Origin of the sequence: Sphingobacterium paucimobilis HER1398 (genome assembly GCF_000416985.1) — a bacterium.
GTDB lineage: Bacteria > Bacteroidota > Bacteroidia > Sphingobacteriales > Sphingobacteriaceae > Sphingobacterium > Sphingobacterium paucimobilis.
In genome coordinates this window covers 85,398-107,287 of sequence record NZ_ATDL01000020.1, presented here as the reverse complement: position 1 = coordinate 107,287, position 21,890 = coordinate 85,398, and the positions used below count along the sequence as shown (strand labels likewise).

The window sequence follows — 21,890 nt, the reverse complement described above, 5'->3', positions numbered from 1 at the left end:
TTTTTTCATTTAAAAGACACTTTGTATCTGTAGACGAAATCCTACTTTTAACAGAGTTGTTTTTACCTACCTTTACAATCAAAAAGTTTCTCAAAAAGAAATTTTATAAAAAAACGGATGGTTCCATTATTACAACTATTTAAATCATGACAAAAAAACTATTTGCTGAATTTTTCGGTACATTTTGGCTGGTCTTCGGAGGATGTGGTAGCGCTGTCTTTGCCGCTGGAGTTCCCGATATAGGCATCGGCCTATTAGGTGTTTCCTTAGCCTTCGGTCTTACGGTACTGACGATGGCATATGCTGTAGGACATATCTCAGGAGGACACTTTAATCCTGCTGTTTCCATTGGATTGTATATAGGAGGGCGGTTTTCGGCAAGGGATTTAGTTCCCTATATTATTTCTCAGTTATTCGGAGCGATAGCTGCTGCAGGCTGTCTTTATACGATCCTTAATGGGGCAACAGCGTTTGTCGCGTATGGCCCTGGTGCATTTGCGACCAACTTTTATGAAATGCCCGGTTATTACGAACGTAGTTACAGCGTAGGCGCAGCATTCCTCACCGAGTTTTTACTGACCACCTTTTTCTTAATTATAATCTTAGGTGCTACCGATAAATGGGCTAACGGAAAGTTTGCAGGTCTTAGCATAGGACTTGCTCTAACACTTATTCATTTAATATCTATCCCAATCACAAACACCTCAGTAAATCCTGCTCGCAGTACATCTCAGGCTCTATTCGTTGGAGGAGCAGCCCTATCTCAGCTCTGGTTATTCTGGGTAGCGCCAATATTAGGAGCAATCGCTGGAAGTGCGATATATAAGTATCTTCTAAAAAAAGAACACAATTAAGACCTTACATAAGATCGCCACAACAGATCGTATGTTGTGGCGATTTCTACTTAAAACTTTTTACAGATCCCTCTATTTCAAAAAGTCCTTCGCTTTATAAGCTGGATTTGGATAGCTATAGAATCCCTCACCTGTGGATACGCCTAATTTATTTTTATCGATAAATTGCTCTTTCAGATACTTAACAGTCTGCACCTTAAGCGCATCTCCAGTTGCATCAGCCGCCATCTTATTGATATTATAAGCCGTCGTAATCCCGACTATATCCAAAATCGCAAATGGTCCTATCGGAGCTCCTGTAGCCACCATCCATGTCTTATCGATTGTCTCCGCATCAGACACTCCACTTACTAGCAGGTTAGTAGCAGCAGTCAGAAGAGGTACTAAAAGCGAATTGACAATATAACCGGGCTGCTCTTTATACAAAGGCAAGGCAACCATACCTATTGTCTTTGCAAAGCCCACTATAGTATCAAAGACTTCTTTATCTGTTCCAGGATGCCCCATGATCTCTGCTGTATTATGTTTCCAGATTTCATTGGCAAAATGTAATGCCAAAAACTTAGCCGGGCGCCCCGTTTCTCCCGCAAATTGACTAGGCAACAATGTGGAAGAATTCGTCACAAAAATAGTTTTCTCTGGTGCGACCTTAGCCAGCTTATGATAAAAATCAGTTTTAATCTGTGGGCTTTCTGGGACGGCCTCTATAACCAAGTCCGCATGCTGTGTAGCCACCGCAAGATCTGCACTATATTGCATTCTGCCCCTTGCTTCATCCAACTGACTTTGAGTAGCATTCAAATCCTTTATAAAGGCTTCACCCAAAATATCAAATTTTGCTTTTGCTTTTTCTAATACTTCATCATTAATATCATAGACAGTGACATTATAGCCATGAAAAGCTGTCTGAAATGCGATTTGGTAGCCCAATACTCCACTACCTGCTACTGTTACATTCTTTATATCCATAGTTTATCTGTTTTATATATACTATCCGAGATTACCCTCGGATAGTTTTAAGCCAATCTTTAAATTTACTTAAATGTTCACCAATGAAAGACTCTTGTTCTTGTTCATCCTTCTCTTCCCATGGCAACACATGATCAAAATAAGTCCCTTTCAATATTCTGCGCAACAACCCTTCACCCATAAACGGCTTATCATCATTCAATGTTTTGGCCACCTTCAAAAGATGCCGAATGTCGTATTGTAATGGATTTACATCTGGTACTTGCTTATTCAGATTCAACAATTTGTACACAGCAATGCGGGCTGTACGCACAGAGCTCTCCATAGTAAAGACAACATCATTATTGGTCTCTACAAACTGTCCGACAAGACCTAGGTTTTTACACCCTTCAGGTACTATTGCTGGTCTATCCCCTTTTGCTCTAGGCATAAACATAGAAGTAATATAGGGCATAAAAGCCGTACGAACAATAGTATTTTCTACGACATTGTCCAACTGATCAATGATCCCTAAGTGATGACAAAGCTCTGCTAAGATTTCATTCCCAGTACATTCAGGCATCGTTTTCCTAACATAGTCACCCTTTTTATCCATAAAGAGCGCATATACCCAGAGCACCAGTACATCATCGGGCTGTTCCGGAAAATGGGGCTGTCTATTACAGGTAAAACTCATCAACCAATTAGAGTCTGTCACCGTAATAATGCCTCCTGTCACCGTTTTTCCCGAGTACGGGTCATTAACCGCGTATTCTTTTAACTTATCTACCAGCGCCGAAGGTCTACATGTCAGCGTTGCAGATTCCCAAGCCGACTTCTCGATATCACCACAGAACTTGTCCGGATTACCAAATACGCTCGATTTTGCCGCTAGATTTTTCCATATTTTCCAGCCCGCACTCTGTCCGCTAGTGGAGTTGTCAATTCCAACAATTGGCGCTTTAGTATTATCTCCGTAGGCAGTATCTTCTGTCATCGATCCAGTCGTCACGATCACATAATCCTGTTCTCGTACAGGGATAGTTACCTCCTTACCATTCTGTTCTGTAATAATTCCTTTTACCGTTTTCCCTTCAGTATCAATATGAATATCCAAATCCTTTACCAAGGTTTTGAACTGTATCCCCACTCCTTTATCTTTCAAAAATCTTCCAAGAGGAGTCACAAATGTGTCGTATTGATTATACTTAGGAAATACCAAAGCCGATAAGTCATTCAAACCATCTATCGCATGTAAAAAACGATGCATATACAGCTTAAATTCCAATAAACTATGCCAGTTTTCAAAGGCAAACATGGTACGCCAAAACGTCCAAAAATTACTGGATAAAAATGAACTTCCAAAATACTGTTCAATAGTTATATCGTCCAGATCTTCTTTTTTCTCCAATAAAAGCCTAATCAGGGTCAACTGATCTTTCTTATTAAGACCGAATTTGCTAAAATCTTGTATTTTGCCCTTATTATGAATCAATCGAGCCTTCGAAAAGTTAGGGTCGTTATCATTGATTAAACGGTATTCGTCCAAAACACTATATGGAGCAGGCATTTCTAAAGCTGGAATATCCTGAAACATATCCCACAGATTCTCATAAGTCATGTCCATCTCCCGTCCACCTCTAACAATATAGCCATCTTTTGCATTTCCTGCACCATCCAGCGAACCACCTTCAACAGCTAACTGCTCTAAAAAAACAATGTTTTTCGCAGGAACATGGCCATCACGAATAAAATAGTAAGCTGCAGACATACCTGCAATCCCGCTACCGATGATATACACCTTACTATCGTGATAGGATTTTGTAGGAATTCCTTTATTCCGCTGGTAGTTGCCGATCTGGTCCGAAAAAGGCATTGATTTCTCAGGTACATTCCGCTGCCTTTCCTTGCTAGAGTCAGGCTGATGTTCTACATTCTCCCTGCTAGAAGAAGCTTGTAATACTTTGTCAAATTTTGAAGTGACTGTTTTCATAACACTTATTATTTAAACGTTTATGTAAAGTTACCCCGAACTAATCAACATCTGTTATCCCTAAATTCGTCAATCGTATGCTATATTTCCTGCCCTCTCTCCTGTCCTTTTCTATATTCAGATGGTGATACATAACTATACTTCTTAAAGAAACGACCAAAGGCTGAGACCGAATTGAATCCAACGGCATATGCTATATCAGATACGCTCATCTCTGGGTTTCCTAATAAAGCCAGAGCTTCTTTCAGTATATACTCATCAATAATTTCATGTGGTGTTTTTCCTGATGCGCGCTTGACCAGATGTATAAGATATTTGTTAGACACCGACAGGCAGTCTGCATAGTAAGACACCTCTCTATAGCTAGACACTCGTTCTTTTACCAACTTTGTAAATCTATAAAACAGACAACTGCCCTCTCCATTCTCTAATGTCATTCCTCTTTTTTTATCATCTACAATCGTAGCGACTTCCAGCAAGACATTAAAAATGAGGGTCCTCACTAAATCCAACATATAGCGTCCATGTCTTAAGCTCACTTCTTGTAGATATTCTATCAACTGAGAGAGTCGATTTACACTATCCTCATCCGAGCGGACAACACAAAAAGATCGCTCTCCAAACAGCCCCAGTTTATCTAAAAAAAATGGATCTGCAATATTTTTTAACAGGAAGTTTTTATCGAACAAAAGCAGCTTCATTCTCAGTTTATCATTGGTTTCAACAAATCGCAAAACGGTTGAAGGTGCAAAAACGACAAATTCATTAGAAGACAAATGATACTGAAGATTATCAACCTCCACACCGATCTGTCCCGACAAACATATACAGACAGCGTAATAGTCTACGCGAAAAGACTCTTTAGGAAATTCCGATATCGGATTACCAGAAGACACATAAAATGGACGAATACAATCGACTCCATAAAATGTCAATGTATCCTGCAACTCTTCATAGGATTTATCCATATCAGTTCCTTAAAAATAGCTTTATTCACAGGTTCCAAACACCCTGCACTACACCAGCTAACTATATAGGTAAATATATAAACTAAGATAACAAATATCTATTACTTATACTTTTATAACAGTACAATACTAGATAACAAACAATCTTCGACGAAAGGTGTTTTATATTTGTGCAACAAAAAGAATCGTTGTTTTGATTTTATTCAGGTATATTTAACTATATTTTTCACAAAAGTATAAATAAGCTTTATGTGAAACTACCATTAGCCCACAGTTGTGAGCTATATATGAAAAACATGTGGCTGATAGGACTATTAGTCCAATCCGCTTTAACTATAATGCTCTAATTGTTAGATTTTTATTAACATCTATCTATAACTGAGCGCATAGTATAATTTAATTATAAGCTATAATGGAGAGAGAGTTTGAGTACAAACTATTTTTTAGATCGATGAGGTGCCCTTCTGTTATACTTAAAGTGACCGAAGAAAACTTTCATATCGTTGATGCCAATGACGCCTACCTAAAATTATGTGCATTGGATTTAAAAGATATGAAAGGCAAGGGGTTCTTTTCTCTATTTCCCCTGAATCCCTATATCTCTGATAATATTTGGTTAAATTCTTTTCACTCTGTATTAGCACAAAAAACTGAAGTAAATACAGGAATCCGAAAATTGGTATATCCACTCAATGCAGAAACAACATTCTTGGATGTAAGGTACTACGAGATACATCATACACCAATCCTAACTGCTGAGGGCAATATAGAATATATCATACGCACCCTCGTTAATGTAACCCAACAGGTCATCCAAGAAGAGCTCTATGATGAATCTCAAAAGTCAGTTCAATATGGCAATTGGTGGATCAATACCCAACAGCAGACTATGGAACTATCTTCTGGATTTAAGGACATTTTAGAGGTCCCTCCCTATTTCAAACCCTCTCTACAATCTACAAAGCAATTTTACAGCAGCCCTGATGAGGAGACAAGCCTCTACAGATCCGTCAATAAAGCCATGGCCGAAAAGAAGATGTTTAAGAAATTGTTGCGAATTGTAACAGCCAAAGGCAATAAACGATGGCTCTTACTGACCGGAAGACCAGACATTGTCGAGAATATCTGCATAGGTGTACGGGGAGTCGCCAAAGATGTATCTGAAAAACTTGCTTATATGGACAAGATAGAAAACCAACATAACAATCTCAAGTATATTGCTTTTGCCCAATCTCATTTGGTAAGAGCTCCATTGGCAAGGATACTAGCATTAGTACATCACCTAAAAGAACGATTCAATGATGGGAATATAGAGCCTCAGCTTTTTGATGCACTGAGCCATTCTGCACATGAGCTAGATGCTATCATTCATAATATTACAAACCGAACTATTGGAGAAAAACAGTTAATTGTTGACGATAAAGAATAAAAAATTATGAAAATGAGTACTGCTGTTGTTGACGATGATAGGATTTTCCATTTTTTAATGGAGATCATGCTCAAGGAAAGTAAAATATCGAACTCTCCTGTATGCCTGTTAGAGGGGGCACAGTTTCTTCAATGGTGGCATAAACATAAAAATGATTCAGAAGCCACCCTTATATTTCTAGATCTAAACATGCCATTAGTAGACGGTTGGCACGTATTGGATAAGTTAAGGGACGAAAAGGAAAAAAATATCTTTATAATTATTATTACCTCTTCCATTGATCCCAAAGACCGAAAGAGAGCTGAAGCGTATCCTATGGTCATCGATTTCATGGTCAAACCCATACACTTAGATGATCTAATCGGGATTAAGCAATCAGCCCCTTTACTTCAATATTTTTAACAAAAAAAGAGGGAAGTATTGGATACTTCCCTCTTTCTGGTGTTTAAAACTAATCTTAGTTTAACAATTCAGCTAATTTTTTGTGAAGCTCTTCCCCTCTCAAATTACTCGCTACGATTTTACCATCAGGACCAATCAAGTAATTCTGAGGAATACCACGCACACCATATAACGTCGATGCAGCATTTTTCCATCCCTGTAGATCACTTACGTTAGTCCATTCCAATTTATCATCAGCGATAGCTTTCAACCAGTTATCTTTCTTACCTGGGTTGTCCAAAGAAACACCCAATACCGTAAAGTTTTTGTCTTTAAACTTATGATATGCCTCTACCACATTTGGATTTTCATGACGGCATGGTCCGCACCAAGATGCCCAGAAATCAAGCAATACATATTTCCCTCTAAAATCAGACAATTTTACAGGTTTATCATTTACATCGTTCTGCGTAAAGTCTGGCGCCATTGCACCTACAGCTGTAGCCTTCGCTGCAACAATACGCTTGTTAAAAGCTTCCCCTGCAGGAGTGCTTTTAACCTCTGCACTCAATTTGTTAAAAGCAGGTTCAGCAAAAGCAACATCAAGCTGTGACCCAGAAAGATCCTGCAAAGCCAATAATGCAAAATAAGAAGTCGGATGCTGTGCTAGATAGTCTTTCTGAACACGCTCCTTTTCTTCCATCAATGGTCCAGCTAGTCCTCTCAATCTCTCGGCCAGCTTACCATCTTTACGCTGCTCATCTGTAGCACCATACCATTCCGCATCTAGAGCGGCCATTCCCTTCGTTGTTTTTTCTAATTGCTTCGCATATTGCGCGTATTCAACACTGAGAGGAGCACCGGATATTTTTGCATTCTTAATAGAATCTGTAGCCACTAACTTTGCTGTTCCCTTATCGATATATAAGCTATAAGAATCAGCACCTTGAGCAGCACGACGATCCAACTTACCAGTTGGCGCATAAGTGATTGTCATCTGCGTAGGGCCTTGCACTGTCCCTGAAAAAGTAAATTTGCCTTTCTTTACGACAGCGCTGTCCTGTTCCATACCGTTACCTGTACGGTAGGACAGATATGCTTTAGCATTGTCATTTGATTTCTTAATCTGAGCTTCAATTTTAAAAGCTCCTTCTTGTGCCCATACCGCTAGAGGTAGAGCAAGCACCATAGTTAATACTGTTTTTTTCATCGGTTTAAATCCGTTTTTTAATAGTGTCGAAACTTCGACATAACGCATACGAAATTAAAGATTTTCAGATAACGTGCCTATTAATATGCGTATCAATTGCGTTACGGCTCTTCATAAACTAAATCGAACCTACTTTATTCCTACCGCAACAAACACAATCTTAGTGTATTTATCTGCTTCATAAAGAACCCCCACTTGCTTCTTATTTAACAGAACAATGTCGGAATAAGCCGCATAAGATCCTTTGAAACCTTTCGGAGCTTTGGCAACCACATGATTAAAATACCATGTCTTCCCTTTATCTCTTGAAATACGTAAGGTGAGGTTATCCCTAGTTTTCTCATCTGCAGCATTACATACCGCCAGTATGTATTTTTTACCTTTTCTCCATGACAATGTCGACCCCTGATTGACAGGATCAGGCAGATTTTTGTCGTAATACGTAGTGTCCCATGTTGCTCCCCCATCAGACGAATAAGAAACAATTCTCTGTTTCACATTTCCTTGCTGATTTCGAGTATTCATATACAACTCTGTATCAGTCACCTGAGCAGCCATTGTTTCATTCCCACCCTCAAAAGTTATTCGATCAGCGATAGCGAAGCTCTTACCATGATCATCCGAATAATAAGCATGCGCAAAATAGTCTCTCCCTGCAGGTTTAGGCTCACCTACCGAATGATTGGCAGGAATATACAATCTTCCTTTATATTTACCCGAATCAAACTGTATAGCATGCCCAGGTGTATTCGCATAAGCTCGCCAATCCTCCTTAAAACTATAATCCTTATTTAACTGTGGTTGTAAAGGTCGATGCACTTGTGTTGTTATATTGATAGGATCCGACCAAGTCTTGGCACCATCCGTCGAGGTAATATACCACGCCTCACGCAACCCATTCCCTTTTCTCACCTCTCCTTCATGATTATTCCCAGTGTTGTAGAAAAGAAACAATCGTCCTTTTTTGTATTTTGGATCCTGCATATCAACCACCGGAGCCGCATTTCCTGCTTGATCGCCACCATTATCAGCTGCGATTTGCAATGGGCCCCAGGTCATTCCTTCATCATGACTTATTTTGTATACGATATCTACATTTCCAAAATCTTTTGCATTATCGACTCTTCCTTCAGCAAAAGCAATTATTGTTTTATCATGTAGTTTTACGATCGCTGGAATACGGTAGCTAGCGTACCCGTCCTTGCCTGCTTCAAATACAACAGCAGATTTTTGCCCAAAACTATTCAAGGCAAAAAGCAGAATAAAAAAAACTGCTAAATTTATTTTTCGTGAACACATAATATATTGATATTCGGTTATATAAACTATTTTTTTAAACTTTGACAAGATGGTTTTTTAACAAGAGGTAACAGTACCATTCTTGTCTTGGTAAGTGAAATGGTCCCTTAAAGAGATTTCCTTTGGCGGTTTGACTCACTGTATTATCATAGTTAAGGTATCCAAACCACTCACCATGTTCCTTGTCATGAAAATTGTCATAAGCATATTGCTTTATACGATCGTGCATTTCCAAATATTTATTTTCTCCTGTCAATACATGAGCAAGTAAACAAGCAATTATCGTCTCGTTTTGCGGCCACCAAAATTTCATGTTATGCCAATATTCTTGCACCGGATTTCCATACACGTCCAAGAAGTATTTAATACCTCCATGCACTGTATCCCAACCACGATCCCACATATAGTCGAGCATATTGCACCCTAACTCAATAAGTCGAGGATCGTTTTGTCTATATTTAGCTTCGTGCAGAATAAACCAAGCTCCCTCGATTGCATGGCCAGGATTTAATGTTCTACCATCTATGGTGTCTACAATACTGCCATCTATAGCAACCTGCTCCATAACACACCTTATCTCTGGTTTTACAAAATAGGTCTCTATGTTATCAATGAGTTGCAATATATAATCATCATATTCTGTGGTCTCTAAGGTCTCACGAAGTTGCTGTGCTGTATTCAACATGATCATTTCTACACCTATGCCTCGCATTGGCCTCGTGTCATAATATTTACTAGGCAATGCGATTTCACCTTTTGCATATTGGCGACATTTCTCGAATAGATCTACCGCTTCTCGTCTGACTTTCTGATCTCCAGTCAGTCTAGCATAAGCAGCAAACGCGATTACAGCAAAAGTCTCCGAGAAAAAGTATCTTCGCTTTCGAATTGGGTCACCTTCCCTAGTAACATGAAAGAACATTCGGCCATCTTTGTCAAAGCACTTATTCTTCAAAAACTCATAGCCTAGACGTGCGCCCTCATGCCATTCTTCTCTATATTCGATAGTGTTGCACAAGGTTGACAACAACCATGTTGCCCTACCTTGAATCCATACTGCTTTATCGGTGTCGATCAATCGCCCATCCTGATCCCTCATGAATAAAAAACCTCCAAATTCTTTATCAAAGGAACGAGGAAACCAGAATGGCACGGTGTCATTTATAAGTTGATTCTTATAAAATGCGGCTAGTTCTTGAAGATGCGCTGTAGCATTTTCATATTTTTCTACAATCATAAATCAATTTTAAATGTGGGTATTGGAATTAAATTTTCATTATAAATATTCGCTCTCGTATAAGGTTTATAGGCGTACCTCAATTGCACTGGCCCGACTACATCTTTTGGGCAATACACCTTCAGTGTAGCACCTTTTAATTCAATACGTTCGGCCTGCACGATATTACCCAAATGATCTAACCACTCGAACCCGTTAGGTATCCCTACTGTATTAAATTCTGAAACCCGATCAAAATACAGGACAATCCCGCTCTCATCTCTAGCAAACCTTATCAGTCTTGGAGCCAGCAGATGGGAGCTCTCGTTATATAACGTACCTCTTACGGCTTGACTTAACCGAACTCCCACAGGAACTTTATTCGTAGGGTGTACATTTGTTGAGTCGCCAACATCATAACTGGGGATCATATAAGCATTGTGGATACGACCTTCCAACACTCGTTGGCTATTTCTAAAGTTCGGCCACGAGGGACGATCTATACCCGACAACTGCACATAATAGAATGGCAGCTCCTCGTTTTTCCATAATTTTCTCCAAGAACCTATCATTACAGGGAATAATAGATCATGCAACTCTGGGTTATGTGCATTACTCTCACCCTGATACCACAGTACCCCTTTGAACACGTAGTCCCCCCACTTGTGAATACCACTTTCAAAATTGTAAGCAGGTTGATAAGGATGCCTCGCATTTTTCAGCGTACTATTTTTTAAATTCAATGCCGCTCTCGTTCGACAAAAATCCTGTACAAAATCAGAGGTCAACCAATTGTGTATATACATTGCCGTAATAGCATTTTGCTCCAAAGTTTTCCTGTCGATCCAAGACTCTGTGTTTGAGCCTCCAACCGCCATCTCCACAAGACCAATAGGCACCTCTGGAATAGCCTTGGACAGATCATTCAAAAAGGCTATACTTACTGCAGAGTAATCAGTGCGTTCTCTCGTATTCAAACCTGCCCAAGCACCAGAGAAAAACTGTAGTTTGTTAACTTTATCCAATGTCACCGAATCCCAAGACACTTTATTGGTTGCCACAAGGTTATGATTCTTAAAATAACGTACATGTGCTGGCCAGTCTTTATTTTTCAACTGATCATATTGATTTGTATCCCCTTGTAATTCGAAGGCCATATTCGATTGGCCTGACGAAAAATAGACATCTCCAAAATATACAGAGTCCATCTTTATTTTCTCATTACCACTTTCTACCCACAGCACATAAGGACCTCCTGCCTTTTGTTTAGGAATAGGCAGCCTCCAATATCCAAGTGAATCCACCTCAGTTGTCAAGTGAAGTTTATCAAACAATAGCCCCACCTTAGCAAAAGATTTCCCCCTTCCTGTTAGCAGCAATTCCCTGTTTCGCTGTAAAACCATTCCCGAACCAAATATTTCATCCACCGACAGAGGCAACACTGGACTTTGAATATGGGCAAATACAGTCTCTGCAATAATTCGAGTCCCCTCTTCATTAGGATGGATAAAATCGTCAAACAAATCTATCCTCTGGCATAAAGGTTCATTAAGATTAATCAATGATATATTCCTTGACTGACTGATTTTCCTAATTTCAAGCTGTATCTTATCATACCAATCTTTGGTGCCGGACAAGAAGCGCTTATGTCCACTGAAAATAGGGGTATTGATACACACATATATCTTCTTCGTCGATCCTTTTTCGACATAACTATCTATCAACTGGTTATAATCAGGAAAAAAATCATTCCCAAAGTTGGGCCAATTACGTGGATCGGTATCATTTAAGCCAAGAGATATAACGACGATATCAGCATCAAACGCGATAGATGCGGCATATTTATCGGATCGTATATAAGGTCTATGTCCTTTGCTTAGCAACGTAGAGCCACTTACGCCGAAATTTCGAACCTCATACCTATCACCCAACATGTTTTGCAAAACACTTGGATAGTCTTTCCCCTTTGGTACATTCAGTGCTTCGGTAACAGAGTTTCCGATGCAAGCCACTTTTATTTTCTCCTGTGCGTAACTCCCTATTCCCCACAGTAAGCAAAAGAGAAAAAAACTATACTTCATTCTTCTTCGGTTTAAGTGTGAATAATTGGAGCACAATAACTAAAAATACAACGACAGCCAGCCAAGCGAAATCTGTTCCCAACTCCCCTTTTTCAGCCGATGCTCCCAATATATTGGTGATTAACGCTCCTGATAAGACGCCAACAAAATTCATCAATCCATAAGCGGTCGCTCGATATTCCTTCGCAACAAACTGACAAAGTATGGGCATATTATTCGCGTCAAACATGCCAAACCCCACCCCAAATAATAATCCAGCTCCCACGATAGCATATACATGATGTCCAAAGCCAATCAATAAAATAGAAGGTACGGTCAGTGCCAAGCCAATAGCGCTGGTATAGATACGTCCTCTTATATTCTTCAGAATCCAACGATCTGACAGTATTCCTCCGAATATAACACCGACAAAAGAAGACAATGCTATGGTTATAGTAGACAATGGCCCAGCCACAGACATAGGAAGATTCAGATTATCTGCAAATAAGGTCGGCAGCCAGTTCTTTGTAGCCCATCCAGGCAAGCTTGGGATCGCAAAATAGAAGAGTATCACCCAGAAGGAAACATTACTGAACAAAAGAGAAAGTACACCAAATACATTCTTCTTTTCTTTTTTATCTTCCTCTTTTTCCTTCTTAAAACGTTGCGGCACTTCTTTCAAAGCAAACAGTAAAATAATAGCATAGATCACCCCCACAAAGCCAAACACTTTAAATACCGAATGCCACGAATAACTCTCTGCAATAGTAGCACCAAAACCTCCTAAAGCTTGCCCTATATAAAGTCCAGTCATGTGTATTCCTACAGCCAATGATCTCGTACTATCACTATGATAATCGGCTATTAACGCCAAAGCTGCCGGTATATACATCGCCTCACTCACCCCCATTATACTTCTCAACACCATCAATTGGGGAAGATTGTTTGCAAACCCCATGAGCAAAGTCACCAAAGACCATATAAAAAGACTCACCACAATGATGTTCTTGCGATTGAAACGATCCGATACGATACCAGAAATAGGACTCATCACAGCATAGACCCATAAAAATACCGCCATTAGGTTTCCAAATACCTGCGCACTCTGCAATTCCACTATATCCATTTGCATAGTGGGGCGCAAAGTCGAGAGTATCTGTCGATCCATATAATTTAGCAGGGCCACAACCCATAGCAGGGCGACGACGACCCATGCATATCTAGAAGTGTTCTGTTGTTGCTTCATATCTTTTTACGCTGTTCTTTTAGGCGTCCTATATATATATTATCCGTACGTACCCCCGCTTTGACTTCTCCGCTGGGTAGGATCACTGTATTTTCGTCCAATACTATAGCTGTAGTGGTGACTGGCATTGCAAAAGGGAAGTCTATGGGGAGTATCTTCCATAGATCCTCTTCCATCGAATAGACCAGTTGTTGCTTGCTAAACCCAGGATGCCCAATCTGAAGTGCATTTTTCTGTTCTATCTTACGTGATCTAGTCGATGAGTCTACCGTATTCGCAGCCTCGAAAATCAGCTGTTCGACCTGATGAAATGTATCTCCAGTGTCTCCTCCAAAAACCAGGAACTGATCACCATATACCATTCCCACCGCAGCAGCCAGTGCTCGAGGCATATCACTTCTCTTCTCAACCACATTCTCCTTTGTATCGAACACATACAAGCGATTACTAAAAGGGCTTATATCCCCCTCCACCTTACGCCTACCTCCGGCGATATAGATATCAGTCCCATAAACTCCACTTACGGTATTGCTCAGAGCTTCGGGCAATCGACCTATTTCCTGCCAACTATTACTTTCTTTAATATCTAGTTTTAACACACGATCCGAAGTCATTTTTTCTCCGTCTCCACCGATTAAGTATAGTGTACCCTCCACACAAGAGAGCGCGGCATTACTCACCGCAAAAGGCAGGTCGGGAAGAGTGTCTAGAGCTAAAGACAAATCGGACATTAGGCCGACACGATACACCGTCTTCAAAGGACCTCCTTCATCTTCTCCCCCCGCAAAATACACGCTATCCTCCCATGAACAACTAGCTGCATATCCTATCACAAATGGCAGTTCATCCCTTTTTTGATATTCCAGTTGTCGTCCATTCCACTTGTATATATAGAAAGACGTGTGATATTGCTTTCTTCCCCCTTCCCAAGGCATACCCTCTGGGAAATTGGCTCCTCCTCCTATAATTACACAATCTCCAATCGTACCTACCACCGGTCCAGCCAATCCTTGGTGAGCAACACCATTTTGATCTTTTGGCAGTTCCACGGAGTCCCAATCTATCCTCAAATTTTCGACCTTACTTTCCACACAAGAACCTGTCATTTTTATCATCACACAACCAATCAATATTTTAATAAAAACATTCATTATCTAGACCTGAATGTATCAAAGCCCAACTCTTTCACGTCTGCAGAAAATAATTCAAACTCCTCTAAATTCATATTATGCACGGGCAATCTGAAAGAACCACAATCCAGTCCCAATAATTTCATATAAAACTTTCCTGTAGAAATTCCACCATATTTGCCCAATAAGGTGATAAAATCAATAGAGCGTTGTTGTAAATCTCTAGCCTTTTGGACATTTCCACTTTCATAAGCGGCAATCAAATCATTATACAGCGGCGCAATATAATTGTAGGTACTTCCTACAGCTCCTTTACTCCCCAGGACCAACGCCGATAACATATTCTCATCTCGTCCCCACAGCATATCATACTTACCATTTTTAAAATTCAGGCAGGACAGAAAATCCATAAAATCCTCGTGAGTATACTTGATACCGGCAAAGTTTGGACAACTCGCATCCACTTCCCGCAAAAGATCTATCATTGGAAAATTTACGCCCGTTAACACAGGAATATGATAATAATAGAATGGAGTATTCGGGCAAGCGGCAGCGACCTCTCGACATATTTCAGCTAGATACTGGGCATTTCTAGGTTTAAAATAAAAGGGAGCAGTTAATGAAACTGCATCCACGCCTATAGACTCAGCCTCCATCGCCAGTTCTTTACATTCCTTAATATTCGTACCTCCTAAAAACATGATGAGTTTAAAGGATTTATTCTCGCGAGATACTTGCCTCCATTTCTTCATTACTGCGACTTTCTCCTCATAGGTCAATGACACGCCTTCTCCCGTAGACCCACAGATAAATGCTCCACTCACATTATTCCTGACCAAAGACTCGTAGTACGATGGTATCAATTCTAAATCCACATTGTTTTCGCTATCAAATGGTGTAAAAGGTGCGGATACTAATCCTGTAATATGCTCTATCTTCATTTTATGTTGTTTATCTCTAATAATAAAATTGTGTACTTCTCTATTCTTTGTGCCTTTACATTCTTTAAGGACACAGCATCTATCATTTTATCTATTTCACATTAAACCAATAATCCTTGTTCAAAATCTCTTTAGGTACAGTGATTACGTCCAACCGCATCCAATTGTAGCCTCGGGTAGCATCTTTAATAAACCCCTGTGTATCTGCAGCCTCAAAAACCACCGCAAAATCACCATTGGCCATTTGAGTTATACAACTATAGCCAGCAGCTTTGTTAAATAAGAGCTGTTGATTATTCCACGTCAAACCTCCATCCAAACTTCTATAAATAAACAGATTAGATCTATTATCTGTATTACCAGTGACTGCTCCACCTGCAGGACCTGTAAAAAACAGAACACTGTCCCGTCCCCATACACTCCCCTGCACTCCTCCGGCAACACTTCTTAGTGCTTTATCCAACTCAAAGTTTGTCCAGGTCATTCCGCCATCCTTACTAAAAGCCCGATAACGCGTTGCGTCTCCTCTTCTATTATAAATCAGCGTATTATTGGGAGATTCTGCAATCTGAAACTCACCCCCATCAAACATCTCCTTTCCAAGAGCCCAAGTATCACCATGGTCATCACTATATAGCACTCGATTACGATTAGCTGTACCATTATACATACGTATTGGCACAATCAGTCGTCCCCCATCCGCACTACCAGCACTCATCTGAAACCCTGATCCAGGTCCAAACCCATTGATACTGTAACTATTGGGGACAATGTCTGTCGTTACATTCTTAGGTGCTGACCAAGTCTCTCCATGATCATCAGAATATAACATCCATGCCGTATTATTTTTCATCGAGACATCTTCAGCTGGCCACAAACAAGCAAAAACAAATACTCTACCCGTCTCTTTATCAGTGACCGCGACAGGATCCATATATGCATTATTGCCATCGGAAAGCAACACCTTCATTTCTGACCATGTCACCCCATTATCCTTACTACTTTTCAAGACCAAATCAGTTGGACTTTTATCCCTCCAACTAAACTTCCGCGCTTCACTAAACAATAATAAGTCACCATTCTGTGCAGTCACAAGTGACGGTATCCGATACACATTATTCCCATCCACACCTGCTGTAAATACATGATGTATCTCGACATCATTCAAATCAATATTATGCGAAGGGCGATATTTCATTAATGAAGGCGAAGTAAGCACCTCTTCTTTCTTTGAGCACGAAGTGCTAACTATTCCTGTCAGAGCAACAATGATTATTGCATATATATTTTTATTCAATTTCATGTTATACTATATTTCTACTGGACAATTCTTTGATTCGTTTTTACATTTCCTATCACCGCCCCATGATGCTGATTTTTCACTCTATTTATAACTTGACCGTTCGTTATGTTTTCGAAATCATAAACAGCGATCATATCAGTATAATCCACAAGTTTAGCAGTACGCATATCCGTATTAATCTGTGTCAGTGTAAGCGCTTTATCATATATTCTAATCTCATCGATAGCCCCTTTCAGAAATGCGGTCTTACTACTGGCCGTACCAAATAAAAGCTCAGCTAGCGGCTCTATAGATTGGTTCGTAGATTGGGCCAACGAGGTACTCTGTGCAATCAGATTTCCGTTCAGATAGATCTTGCCAAGCTTCGTTGCCCCAGTCTGATCATACATCACTGCGATATGATTCCATTGATTAAGCTCCATCTGCTCAATAGAGTTTGGAGTCCCTAGATTCATATTAGAATTACTTCTAATGTTTGCCGCCATCGTCAGTGTGCTATTAAGCACAAATTCATAGCCCGTTGTACTACCTACCCTCTTATTCAGAATACGTCCGGCACTACCTGTGATAGGTTTGTACCAAAACGTAAAGGTTTTACTTTGACCATTCTCAATATTAAGTTCACCATGATCAGGAATGGATATATACGTACTTCCATCCAACTCGAAATAAGTTGACACTGGTGCATTAAACCAATAATCCTTATTCAATATCTCCTTAGGCACGATCAACACATCCAGACGCATCCAATCATACCCACGTGTTGCACTTTTAATAAATCCCGGTGTATTCGCACTTTCAAAAACGATGGCAAAATCACCATTATTCAACTGGCTGATACAACTATAACCTGACGCCTTATCAAACAACAGCTGTTTTTGCCCCCAGGTCATCCCTCCATCCAAACTACGGTACAGCGTCAAGTTTGCCCGATTGTCCACCTCCGAATTGGCATTTCCTCCAGCGGGTCCTGTATACAAGAGAACACTATCTATTCCTAATATACTCCCCTGGCAGCCACCCTCTACGCTTTTCAATGCGGTATCCAGCTGATAGCCCGTCCAGGTAACACCTCCATCCACACTTGTCCCTTTATACCGACTGGCGTTTCCTCTACGATTATAGATCAAAGTGTTAGCAGGAGACTCTGCGATCTGAAACTCACCACCATCTGCCATCTGCTGTCCCAGATTCCAGGTACTCCCCTGATCATCACTATACAACACCCTGTTTCGATTAATGGTACCATTCGACAAACGTATTGGCACAATCAGACGTCCAGGGAAATTACTCTGATCACTCATTTGAAAGCCTGACCCCGGGCCAAAACCCGTGATATAGAATCCACTGGGTATTACTGCATTCGTTAAATCTGCTGCGGTAGACCAGCTCCCGCCGGCATCATCCGAGTACATCATCCAAACCGAATTATTTAACATAGAGACATCATTCTTCGGCCATAAACAACTAAAAAGAAAAATCCTTCCTGTTTTTTTATTAACGACTGCCACAGGGTCCATAAATGCATCTTCCCCGGCAGACAGAAGCGTACGCATCGTCGACCAATTAACCCCATTATCACTACTGGTTTTTAAAACAATATCTGTAGGACTCTTGTCTCTCCAACTGGTTTTCCGAGCCTCACAAAACAAAAGCAAGTCTCCATTAGACGCCGTCACCAAGGAGGGAATCCTATACGAGTTTACGCCATCAACTCCCGCTGTAAATGCGTTATACGTTTTAACACTATCTATCGGGATTTCACTAACAACCTGTCCTATCGCAGCCAAGCCGTAGGGCTGTACAAGATAACGTTCTCCACAAGACAACACGCCGAAGACCAATAAGAGAGCCACATAACATAAAGCGTTTCGATTTTTCATATATCCTCCCACTTTATTGAACGATCCGTTGACCTGTTTTTATAGCACCTGCAGCAATACCGTGGTGTTTATTGGCCGACTTATTCTCTATGCGATTACCTTCAATATCTTCAAAGTCATAAGAAGCTATCACGTCATCATAACTCTTCAGCTCAAGAGTGGCCATATCCTCTTTAATACCTTGGACTGATAATGCTTTTTTATAAATGCGGATATTATCCATAGCGCCTTTCATCTTCGTTCCCGCCGGATCGCTCTGTGCTCCAATAACCAAATCCGCCGTAGGTACGGACAAATCCTGGTCAGTTGTCTTTATGTTAGCAGCTGCCGACTCGGTGACCAAAATACCGTCGAGATAAACTTTAGTCATCTTTTGAGAACCAGTTTGGTCATAAACAAATGCAACATGATGCCATTGATTACCGTTGACCGTAAATGCCGAAGAGCTATAAGGTGTACCTAGATTACCTTCCAATCCGCGTACGTTTGCCGCTAATAACCCAGCTCCATTAGCGACAATTTCATAACCATTTCCATTTCTCTTTGTCACAAATCGAGCTCCATTATGCACAGACACCCTTTCCCAAAACGTAATAGTCATACTTTCTCCGAGATTAATATCAAGCTCTGAATGATGTGGAATACGAACATAATTGGTCGTTCCATCAAATTCCATATAGGTGGATACTTTAGGCTTTCCTACATCCAGCTTTTCTTTAAGAACATCAGCCAATTTCTTTGTCCCAAGTTCATTCAGTATTTCTTCAGTAAAATATTTCGAATCGACATCGCCTGTTTCAGTTTCGAATGCCGCGTTAACATCGATATATGACATTTTAGATTTGTCAGTCAAATAGCCTTTCAACAGTTGATCAAGCTCGTCATAACGACTATGCAAGCTCAAGTTTACTGGGGTCTTCAATAGAGAGACAAAAGACACTTCAGCATTTGGAAGATTATATTTCAATTCTTCTAATAAAGGCCTAATTTGATTAAAAATAGAAAGCGCAGTCTTCCCTTCCATTACTTCCTGTTCGCCCACATATAGAAACACTTGTCGTGGTTCATAAGGTGCCGTCAGTCGAGTGGAATAAAACTGTTGAGCAGCAATGTCTATATCCGTAATGGAGCGATTATAAATAATGTCTTCATCAAAATAATCTTGTACATCCTTCCAGTTAGAGAACAAAGAGTTCCCTAGCAATACGACCTCTCCCACCTTTATTGGTTTCTCTTTGTCCAATGCTTCATAAGCTTTTACTTGTGCCAAATACGGCTTAAAAGCATGGGGTACTTCCACTGTGTCTACCGGAAAAGGAGCCAATGAAGTGTCCCTTGCTGGAGCATCCCCCGAATAGAAAGCTGTCTTCTGACAGCCTACAAATAGAAGTACACTGATTACAGCTAAAATCTGTACATGTATTTTTAAATTTCTCATATCTATCTGATTGTCTCATGCCCACCAATTCGTGGTCACTTTTAATACCTTATTTCTGGTAACCTTCCGTTTGCTCTAACAGTGGATCCGAATTCAGTGTTGTTCGACTGATCGGTAGCAACAGCTTATATCTGTTCCCCTCGGATAGATACAACGGATTAATATTCTTAAACACATAATCATCTCCAGCCCTACGTAATGCCCACCATAATTTCCCTTCTCCAATAAACTCTCGTAAATATTCCTCTAGAACCGCATCCATATTCTGTGTTTCATTTCCATTTACAAACACTGGATAAGCTGCTCCATAGGCTCGTTTGCGAAGCTGATTCATCTCTTCAACAGGGCTCTCTCCCAATTTTATCTTCGTTTCTGCCATCAGCAATAACACATCAGCATATCTATAGATTGGAAAATCATTATTATAAACCCTTAATCCTTCATATACATTACCTATATATTTGGTCAGCAAGGTTCCTATCAATGGATAAGAAGGAATATCCGTATGCATCGTAGCGATACTATGACTCACCCTTTTGTCTTCAACGGGTGTATTTTTAAGTTTATGAACAAGACTAGCTTCCATTCCCACTCGACTACCTGCACCTACTATATTCGGATACAGCGTACTTACCATTCCCGCATTTGAAGAGTTAGCATTTAACCAAGTATTATTAACGGCACTCGCATTTATAAGAAAAACATTGAAAACCTTATTTTCGGTTTGATCTCTTTCATAATTGATTGCAAAGATTATTTCTTTATTATTTGACTTTTTGTCTGCATTAAAAATATCTCCATAGTTATCCTGTAAGCCCAACGTAGCTCCCGACATATTCTTTACCTGCTCCAGAGCTGCCTTTGCATTGATCAAGTCCTCATTGTTTTTACTTTGGTGGGTATACTTCCAAATCAAGACGTCCCCTTTCAAAATTAATGATGCTGCCAAATTCCAATAAACACGTTTTGGGGCAAACACATTTGTATTACCAAACAACTCCAGCGAACGTTCAATATCAGCCTCGATCAACTGCATGACTTCCCCTTCATCTGCCCTCGGTCTATACAATCCAGCCAAATCATCTACACCATCAATGGCCTGATCTGTGATAGGTACTTTTCCCCAAGTCTTTAACATCGTATAATAGACAAACGACCGCATACCATACACTTCTGCAAGAATCTTATTTCTCTCCGACTCGGGCAGCTTACTTTGAGGAATCAGTTTTAAAGCTCTATTGAGTCGAAACACCATTCCGTAAAAACCACCCCAATTACTTGCTGATACATTCTCTGCATCATAATTGTGGGTATAATATCTTCTCAAATCAGCATCAGCATTTTCTAAAAACAACCCATCCGCCCACAACTGAGACCGCATCTCACCCAACTCTAACAGAACCTTATTATAGGTCCGAAAAGAACCATACAAACCAAAGTAGAAGGTCCTTGTTGCAGCAGGGTCATTTATTATCAATTGTTCATTCAAGCTTGTCTGTGGCACCACCTCATCCAACAATTTACTACATGATGTACATAGCGCACTGACAATCAAGAATCCTATATATATTATTTTTTTCATCTCTAATCA

General features: G+C 40.1%; 17 protein-coding genes. 3 read left to right on the top strand and 14 right to left on the bottom strand.

What is annotated here, in order from left to right; all coding sequences use genetic code 11:
* The first annotated feature begins 146 nt into the window (after positions 1–146).
* Positions 147–854 (top strand): aquaporin Z, encoded by a 708-nt coding sequence (gene aqpZ, locus M472_RS40555; protein ID WP_021071758.1) that lies wholly within the window; start codon positions 147–149, stop codon positions 852–854.
* Between the two features lie 72 nt (positions 855–926).
* On the opposite strand, the gene M472_RS40550 is transcribed toward aqpZ, so the two are convergent.
* From M472_RS40550 to M472_RS40540, 3 genes are all read right to left on the bottom strand, one after another.
* Positions 927–1,823 (bottom strand): 3-hydroxyacyl-CoA dehydrogenase, encoded by an 897-nt coding sequence (locus M472_RS40550; RefSeq protein WP_021071757.1) that lies wholly within the window; start codon positions 1,821–1,823, stop codon positions 927–929.
* A gap of 31 nt (positions 1,824–1,854) precedes the next feature.
* Complete coding sequence (locus M472_RS40545; RefSeq protein ID WP_021071756.1) at positions 1,855–3,795, bottom strand: oleate hydratase; 1,941 nt, start codon at positions 3,793–3,795, stop codon at positions 1,855–1,857.
* An 80-nt stretch (positions 3,796–3,875) separates the two neighbouring features.
* Positions 3,876–4,763: an AraC family transcriptional regulator gene (locus tag M472_RS40540; RefSeq protein ID WP_021071755.1), complete on the bottom strand. Its 888-nt coding sequence runs from the start codon at positions 4,761–4,763 to the stop codon at positions 3,876–3,878.
* A gap of 412 nt (positions 4,764–5,175) precedes the next feature.
* On the opposite strand from M472_RS40540, the gene M472_RS40535 reads away from it, so the two are divergent.
* Together M472_RS40535 and M472_RS40530 are read left to right on the top strand one after the other, a co-directional pair.
* Positions 5,176–6,192 (top strand): PAS domain-containing protein, encoded by a 1,017-nt coding sequence (locus tag M472_RS40535; RefSeq protein ID WP_144062778.1) that lies wholly within the window; start codon positions 5,176–5,178, stop codon positions 6,190–6,192.
* A 6-nt stretch (positions 6,193–6,198) separates the two neighbouring features.
* Positions 6,199–6,594, top strand: a complete 396-nt coding sequence (locus M472_RS40530; protein WP_021071753.1) for a response regulator — start codon at positions 6,199–6,201, stop codon at positions 6,592–6,594.
* Between the two features lie 55 nt (positions 6,595–6,649).
* On the opposite strand, the gene M472_RS40525 is transcribed toward M472_RS40530, so the two are convergent.
* The 11 genes from M472_RS40525 to M472_RS40480 form a co-directional block, all read right to left on the bottom strand.
* Positions 6,650–7,783 carry a redoxin domain-containing protein gene (locus M472_RS40525; RefSeq protein ID WP_031301962.1) on the bottom strand — a complete coding sequence of 378 codons (1,134 nt, stop codon included), beginning with the start codon at positions 7,781–7,783 and terminating at the stop codon, positions 6,650–6,652.
* A 129-nt stretch (positions 7,784–7,912) separates the two neighbouring features.
* A complete protein-coding gene (locus M472_RS40520; protein ID WP_021071751.1) occupies positions 7,913–9,082 on the bottom strand; it encodes a sialidase family protein in 1,170 nt (389 codons plus the stop codon).
* 34 nt (positions 9,083–9,116) lie between these two features.
* Positions 9,117–10,319 (bottom strand): AGE family epimerase/isomerase, encoded by a 1,203-nt coding sequence (locus M472_RS40515; RefSeq protein ID WP_021071750.1) that lies wholly within the window; start codon positions 10,317–10,319, stop codon positions 9,117–9,119.
* Positions 10,316–12,379, bottom strand: coding sequence for a GDSL-type esterase/lipase family protein (locus M472_RS40510; protein ID WP_021071749.1), 2,064 nt, complete (start codon positions 12,377–12,379; stop codon positions 10,316–10,318). Before M472_RS40510 ends, M472_RS40515 begins: the two co-directional genes overlap by 4 nt.
* Complete coding sequence (locus M472_RS40505; protein WP_021071748.1) at positions 12,369–13,604, bottom strand: MFS transporter; 1,236 nt, start codon at positions 13,602–13,604, stop codon at positions 12,369–12,371. Before M472_RS40505 ends, M472_RS40510 begins: the two co-directional genes overlap by 11 nt.
* Positions 13,601–14,719, bottom strand: a complete 1,119-nt coding sequence (locus tag M472_RS40500) for a Kelch repeat-containing protein (protein ID WP_158499938.1) — start codon at positions 14,717–14,719, stop codon at positions 13,601–13,603. Before M472_RS40500 ends, M472_RS40505 begins: the two co-directional genes overlap by 4 nt.
* Before the next feature lie 35 nt (positions 14,720–14,754).
* Positions 14,755–15,675 carry a dihydrodipicolinate synthase family protein gene (locus tag M472_RS40495; RefSeq protein WP_021071746.1) on the bottom strand — a complete coding sequence of 307 codons (921 nt, stop codon included), beginning with the start codon at positions 15,673–15,675 and terminating at the stop codon, positions 14,755–14,757.
* 91 nt (positions 15,676–15,766) lie between these two features.
* On the bottom strand, positions 15,767–16,978 hold the full coding sequence (locus tag M472_RS40490; protein ID WP_021071745.1) for a sialidase family protein: 1,212 nt from the start codon (positions 16,976–16,978) through the stop codon (positions 15,767–15,769).
* Between the two features lie 14 nt (positions 16,979–16,992).
* Complete coding sequence (locus tag M472_RS44710) at positions 16,993–18,861, bottom strand: sialidase family protein (RefSeq protein WP_144062777.1); 1,869 nt, start codon at positions 18,859–18,861, stop codon at positions 16,993–16,995.
* A 13-nt stretch (positions 18,862–18,874) separates the two neighbouring features.
* On the bottom strand, positions 18,875–20,299 hold the full coding sequence (locus M472_RS40485; RefSeq protein ID WP_021071743.1) for a LamG-like jellyroll fold domain-containing protein: 1,425 nt from the start codon (positions 20,297–20,299) through the stop codon (positions 18,875–18,877).
* 49 nt (positions 20,300–20,348) lie between these two features.
* A complete protein-coding gene (locus tag M472_RS40480; RefSeq protein WP_021071742.1) occupies positions 20,349–21,881 on the bottom strand; it encodes a RagB/SusD family nutrient uptake outer membrane protein in 1,533 nt (510 codons plus the stop codon).
* Positions 21,882–21,890: the final 9 nt, after the last annotated feature.

Excerpts from the sequence above, each read along its gene's own strand:
- aqpZ (WP_021071758.1), top strand. The coding sequence starts at position 147 with ATGACAAAAAAACTATTTGCTGAATTTTTCGGTACATTTTGGCTGGTC.
- M472_RS40550 (WP_021071757.1), bottom strand. The coding sequence starts at position 1,823 with ATGGATATAAAGAATGTAACAGTAGCAGGTAGTGGAGTATTGGGCTAC.
- M472_RS40545 (WP_021071756.1), bottom strand. The coding sequence starts at position 3,795 with ATGAAAACAGTCACTTCAAAATTTGACAAAGTATTACAAGCTTCTTCT.
- M472_RS40540 (WP_021071755.1), bottom strand. The coding sequence starts at position 4,763 with ATGGATAAATCCTATGAAGAGTTGCAGGATACATTGACATTTTATGGA.
- M472_RS40535 (WP_144062778.1), top strand. The coding sequence starts at position 5,176 with ATGGAGAGAGAGTTTGAGTACAAACTATTTTTTAGATCGATGAGGTGC.
- M472_RS40530 (WP_021071753.1), top strand. The coding sequence starts at position 6,199 with ATGAAAATGAGTACTGCTGTTGTTGACGATGATAGGATTTTCCATTTT.
- M472_RS40525 (WP_031301962.1), bottom strand. The coding sequence starts at position 7,783 with ATGAAAAAAACAGTATTAACTATGGTGCTTGCTCTACCTCTAGCGGTA.
- M472_RS40520 (WP_021071751.1), bottom strand. The coding sequence starts at position 9,082 with ATGTGTTCACGAAAAATAAATTTAGCAGTTTTTTTTATTCTGCTTTTT.
- M472_RS40515 (WP_021071750.1), bottom strand. The coding sequence starts at position 10,319 with ATGATTGTAGAAAAATATGAAAATGCTACAGCGCATCTTCAAGAACTA.
- M472_RS40510 (WP_021071749.1), bottom strand. The coding sequence starts at position 12,379 with ATGAAGTATAGTTTTTTTCTCTTTTGCTTACTGTGGGGAATAGGGAGT.
- M472_RS40505 (WP_021071748.1), bottom strand. The coding sequence starts at position 13,604 with ATGAAGCAACAACAGAACACTTCTAGATATGCATGGGTCGTCGTCGCC.
- M472_RS40500 (WP_158499938.1), bottom strand. The coding sequence starts at position 14,719 with ATGATAAAAATGACAGGTTCTTGTGTGGAAAGTAAGGTCGAAAATTTG.
- M472_RS40495 (WP_021071746.1), bottom strand. The coding sequence starts at position 15,675 with ATGAAGATAGAGCATATTACAGGATTAGTATCCGCACCTTTTACACCA.
- M472_RS40490 (WP_021071745.1), bottom strand. The coding sequence starts at position 16,978 with ATGAAATTGAATAAAAATATATATGCAATAATCATTGTTGCTCTGACA.
- M472_RS44710 (WP_144062777.1), bottom strand. The coding sequence starts at position 18,861 with ATGAAAAATCGAAACGCTTTATGTTATGTGGCTCTCTTATTGGTCTTC.
- M472_RS40485 (WP_021071743.1), bottom strand. The coding sequence starts at position 20,299 with ATGAGAAATTTAAAAATACATGTACAGATTTTAGCTGTAATCAGTGTA.
- M472_RS40480 (WP_021071742.1), bottom strand. The coding sequence starts at position 21,881 with ATGAAAAAAATAATATATATAGGATTCTTGATTGTCAGTGCGCTATGT.